Origin of the sequence: Streptomyces odonnellii (assembly GCF_000981895.1) — a bacterium.
Taxonomy (GTDB): Bacteria; Actinomycetota; Actinomycetes; order Streptomycetales; family Streptomycetaceae; genus Streptomyces; species Streptomyces odonnellii.
Map to the genome: position 1 here is coordinate 1 of NZ_LATD01000100.1, position 4804 is coordinate 4804.

General features: G+C 70.6%; 5 protein-coding genes. All 5 read left to right on the forward strand.

Going from position 1 to position 4804, the window contains the following annotated elements; translation table 11 throughout:
* On the forward strand, positions 1-1061 hold a 1061-nt coding region (locus WH07_RS11425; RefSeq protein ID WP_232788823.1), incomplete at its 5' end, for a glycerophosphoryl diester phosphodiesterase membrane domain-containing protein.
* Between the two features lie 4 nt (positions 1062-1065).
* A complete protein-coding gene (locus WH07_RS11430; protein WP_046498928.1) occupies positions 1066-1758 on the forward strand; it encodes a DUF4129 domain-containing protein in 693 nt (230 codons plus the stop codon).
* Positions 1755-2996 (forward strand): DUF4350 domain-containing protein, encoded by a 1242-nt coding sequence (locus WH07_RS11435; protein WP_046498931.1) that lies wholly within the window; start codon positions 1755-1757, stop codon positions 2994-2996. Before WH07_RS11430 ends, WH07_RS11435 begins: the two co-directional genes overlap by 4 nt.
* Complete coding sequence (locus WH07_RS11440; RefSeq protein ID WP_046498934.1) at positions 2993-3985, forward strand: AAA family ATPase; 993 nt, start codon at positions 2993-2995, stop codon at positions 3983-3985. Before WH07_RS11435 ends, WH07_RS11440 begins: the two co-directional genes overlap by 4 nt.
* Before the next feature lie 11 nt (positions 3986-3996).
* Positions 3997-4804: DUF58 domain-containing protein (locus WH07_RS11445; RefSeq protein ID WP_046498939.1), on the forward strand; the 808-nt coding region annotated here is incomplete at its 3' end.

Below are 4804 nucleotides of genomic sequence, written 5' to 3' on the forward strand. Positions count from 1 at the left end.
GACTCCCGGGGCGGCCCGCGCCGGGCCCGGGCGGACCGCCCCAGGGCGGCGGCCCTGGTTACGGCGGCGGACCCGGCTACGGCTGGGGCCGCCCGCCGGCCGCCAAGCCCGGCGTCATCCCGCTGCGCCCGCTGGGCGTCGGCGAGATCCTCGACGGCGCCGTCTCCACGCTGCGCGCCCACTGGCGCACCGTACTGGGCGTAACCCTTGTCGTCGCGGTGGTCTCCCAGATCGTCGACATACTCATCCAGCGGTACTTCCTCCCCGAGCCGGTGGCCCTCGATCCCGACGCCACCCCCTCGGAAGCCCTCAGCCAGGCTGCCGACTCCGCACAGCAGAGCCTCGTCTCCCTGATCCCGTCGCTGGCCATCACCGTGGTCGGCACCCTCTTCACCACCTCGATACTCACCGTGGTGATCAGCCGCTCCGTGCTCGGGCGCCCTGTCACGCTCTCCGATGCCTGGCACGAGGCCCGGCCCCGGCTCCCCCAGCTCCTCGGCCTGACGCTGCTGCTCCTCCTCATGAGCAGCGCCGTCATGACGATCGGTATCGTCCCCGGCCTGCTGCTGGGTTCCGCCGGAGGACTCGCGCTCGCCATGCTCGGCGGATTCGCGGGCCTCGCCGTCATGATCTGGCTGATGGTCCGCTTCAGCCTCGCCTCGCCCGCGCTCGTACTGGAACGCCAGGGCGTCATGCCGTCCCTGCGCCGCTCCGCCAAGCTCGTGGGAGGCGCCTGGTGGCGCACCTTCGGCATCCTCCTGCTCACCCTCGTGCTGACCTTCCTCGTCACGCTGGTCATCGCGGTGCCGTTCGGCATCCTCGCCACAGCCGTGGACGGCGACGGTCTCGAAGGCCTGGTCTCCGGCACCAGTACGGGCTTCGGCTGGCCCTTCCTGATCATCACCGGCATCGGCACGGTGATCGCCACCACGATCACCTATCCGATCTCCGCCGGTGTGACCGTGCTCCTCTACGTGGACCAGCGCATCCGCCGCGAGGCCCTCGACCTCGAACTGGCACGGGCCGCCGGCGTGCCGGGCTACGGCCCTTCCGGGGGCTGATGCGGTGTCCATCACGGGGGGAGTGACATCCGCGCGGCTGCTGCTGATACGCCTGAGCGACGACACACCGGTGGACACCCCTCGCGTCCCCGCCCGTGAGGCGGCGGAACGCGAGCTGTCCAAACCGATGTACCACGAGAACGGCCCCAACCTTCTCCAGCGCGCACTCGACCGCTTCTGGGACTGGGTCGGCGATCTCTTCGATTCCGCTTCCGGAGTCGCCCCCGGTGGCCTGCTCGGCCTGGTCGTCGTCATCCTGGTCGTGGCGGCCCTCGTCGCCGCCCTGTGGTGGCGGCTCGGCACGCCCCGCCGCATACCCGGCTCGGCCGGCTCACTCTTCGAGGACGGCCCGCGCAGCACCGCGGAACACCGCGCCAGCGCCGAAGCACATGCCGCCGCCAACCGCTGGAACGAGGCCGTCCAGGAACGGATGCGTGCCATCGTCCGCTCCCTGGAAGAACGAGCGCTGCTCGACCCCCGCCCCGGCCGCACCGCCGACGAGGCCGCCACCGAAGCCGGGCGCCCGCTTCCCGGCCATGCGGACCGGCTCCGCGCCGCCGCGCGCGAGTTCGACGACGTCACATACGGAGGCCGCACCGCCGACCAGCGGACATACCTGCGCCTGCGTGAACTCGATCTCGATCTGGACCGTGCGAAGCCGCAGTTGAGCACCGCATCCGGAGGAACAGCCGAGTGACCTCCACCACCAGCCCGACGTCGCTCTCCCTGACCGGCGGCCAGATCTGGACCCGAACCCGCGGACTGCTCCTCGCACTCGCGCTTGTCCTCGCCGCCGGGATCGCCATCGCAGCCCTCAACTCCGGTGACCAGCACGGCCGGCTCGATCCCCGCTCCGCCGACCCGTCCGGCAGCCGCGCCGCCGCTGAGCTGCTCAAGGCCAACGGGGTCTCCATCAAAGTCGTCACGACACTGGACGAAGCCATGGCCGCGACCGGCCCCGACACCACGCTCCTTGTCACCAATCCGGACCTGCTGACACCCCGTCAGCAAGGGGTCCTCCACGATGTGACCGCACTGTCGGGAGGCCGCGTCGTCCACCTCGGCGCCGGCCCGCCCTCGGTCGGCGTGCTGGCCCCCGGTGTCCGCACCGACACCTCCACATCCGTCTCGGCACGGGCCCCGCGGTGCTCGCTGCCCGCCGCGGACCGCGCGGGCACAGTCGACATCGGTGGTGACCGATACATCACCGACTCCCCCGACACCGACGGCTGTTACATGAGTGACGGCGTGCCGACCCTGCTCAGGATCCCCGCCACAGCGACAGACCCGGATCCGGGTACGGACCCGGACACGCACACCGGCGACACCGTCCTGCTCGGCTCCCCGGACCTGCTCTACAACGGGCGTCTCGACAAGCAGGGCAATGCCTCGCTCGCTCTTCAACTCCTCGGCTCCCGGCCTCATCTCGTCTGGTACCTCCCTTCTCTCAGCGATGCCTCTGCCGCCGACGCCAGCGGCGACAACAGTGGGAACGGCGACAGCGGCGGCTTCTTCGATCTGATCCCTTCGGGCTGGCTCTGGGGCGCCTTCCAGCTCCTCCTCGCCGCAGTGCTCGCAGCTGTCTGGCGCGGACGCAGACTGGGCCCCCTCGTGGTCGAACGCCTCCCCGTCGCCATCCGGGCCTCCGAGTCCGCCGAGGGCCGCGCCCGCCTCTACCGCAAGGCGAACGCCAGGGACCACGCGGCATCCGCCCTACGCTCGGGGACCCGCGAGCGTCTGGCACCCCTCCTCGGGGTCTCACCCGCCGAGGCACACACACCCGAAGCCCTGGTCCCGGCCGTCGCCGCGCAACTCGTCGACGCTGTCCCGGACCTGCGCACTCTGCTCTTCGGCCCGGCCCCGGCCGACGACGCCGCTCTTATCCGCCTGGCGGACCGACTCGACGCCCTCGAAAGAGAGGTACGCACCTCATGAGTGCTCCGACCACACAGAACGCCGGGAACACCCAGGACACGGACAGCGCCCGCGCGTCCCTGGAGGCCCTGCGCGCCGAGATCGCGAAGGCGGTGGTCGGCCAGGACCCCGCCGTCACCGGGCTTGTCGTCGCCCTTCTCTGCCGTGGCCATGTCCTCCTCGAAGGAGTCCCCGGCGTCGCGAAGACCCTTCTCGTACGGGCACTCGCCGCTTCCCTCGAACTCGGCACGAAGCGCGTCCAGTTCACTCCCGACCTGATGCCGAGCGACATCACCGGGTCCCTTGTGTACGACGCCAGAACCGCCGAGTTCACATTCCAGCCCGGCCCCGTCTTCACCAATCTGCTGCTGGCCGACGAAATCAACCGCACGCCGCCCAAGACCCAGTCATCGCTCCTGGAGGCGATGGAGGAACGCCAGGTGACGGTCGATGGCACTCCGCGCCCGCTGCCCGATCCGTTCCTTGTCGCCGCCACCCAGAACCCCGTCGAGTACGAGGGCACCTACCCCCTCCCCGAGGCCCAGCTCGACCGCTTCCTTCTCAAGCTGACGGTGTCACTGCCGTCCCGAGACGACGAGGTCAGCGTCCTGACCCGCCACGCGGAAGGCTTCAACCCTCGTGACCTCCAGGCCGCGGGGGTACGGCCCGTCGCCGGGCCCGCCGACTTGGACGCCGCACGAGACGCGGTCGCCAAGACATCCGTCTCACCCGAGATAGCGGGCTATGTCGTCGATATATGCCGTGCCACGCGTGAATCCCCCTCGCTCTCGCTCGGCGTCTCCCCGCGAGGCGCCACTGCCCTGCTCTCCACCGCCCGCGCCTGGGCCTGGCTCACCGGCCGGGACTATGTCATCCCGGACGATGTGAAGGCCCTGGCTCTCCCCACACTCCGCCATCGCGTCCAACTGCGGCCCGAGGCCGAGATGGAGGGGGTCACCGCCGACTCCGTCATCACCGCGATCCTCGCCCATGTCCCCGTTCCCCGATGAGGCGCTGACTCATGGCCCTCACCGGACGAACCGCGCTCCTCGCGGCCCTTGGCACTCTCCCCATCGGCATCTACGCCCCCGGCTGGGCCGGGATCCTTGCCGTCAACGTCCCGCTCTCGCTAGCAATTCTGTGCGACTACGCCCTGGCCGCACCAGTGCGATCGCTCCAGTTCACTCGAAGTGGTGATACGTCTGTTCGACTCGGCGAAAGCGCCGAAGTCCACCTCACCGTCACCAACCCCTCTGGCCGCCGTCTCCGCGCCCACCTGCGCGATGCCTGGCCTCCCAGCGCCTGGTTCGCCGGTACCGAGCATGCTGCGTCCCGGCACAAGCTGACCGTTCCGGCAGGTGAACGCCGTCGACTCATCACAGCCCTGCGCCCCACCCGCCGCGGCGACCGCCGCACGGAGCACGTGACCGTCCGCTCGTACGGCCCCATGGGCCTGGCCGCCCGCCAGGGCAACCACGACGTTCCATGGACGGTCCGGGTGCTGCCGCCCTTCACCAGCCGCAAGCATCTACCGTCCAGGCTCGCCCGGCTGCGCGAACTGGACGGCCGGACCAGCGTGCTGACGCGCGGCGAAGGGACAGAGTTCGACAGCCTCCGCGAGTACGTTCCCGGGGACGACACCCGGTCCATCGACTGGCGGGCCACCGCGCGCCAGTCGGCGGTGGCCGTACGAACCTGGCGTCCTGAACGTGACCGGCACGTCCTCGTCGTCCTCGACACCGGCCGCACATCTGCCGGCCGCGTCGGCGACGTGCCCCGTCTCGACGCGGCCATGGACGCCACGCTTCTCCTCACCGCGCTCGCCTCAC

Excerpts from the sequence above, each read along its gene's own strand:
- WH07_RS11440 (WP_046498934.1), top strand. The coding sequence starts at position 2,993 with ATGAGTGCTCCGACCACACAGAACGCCGGGAACACCCAGGACACGGAC.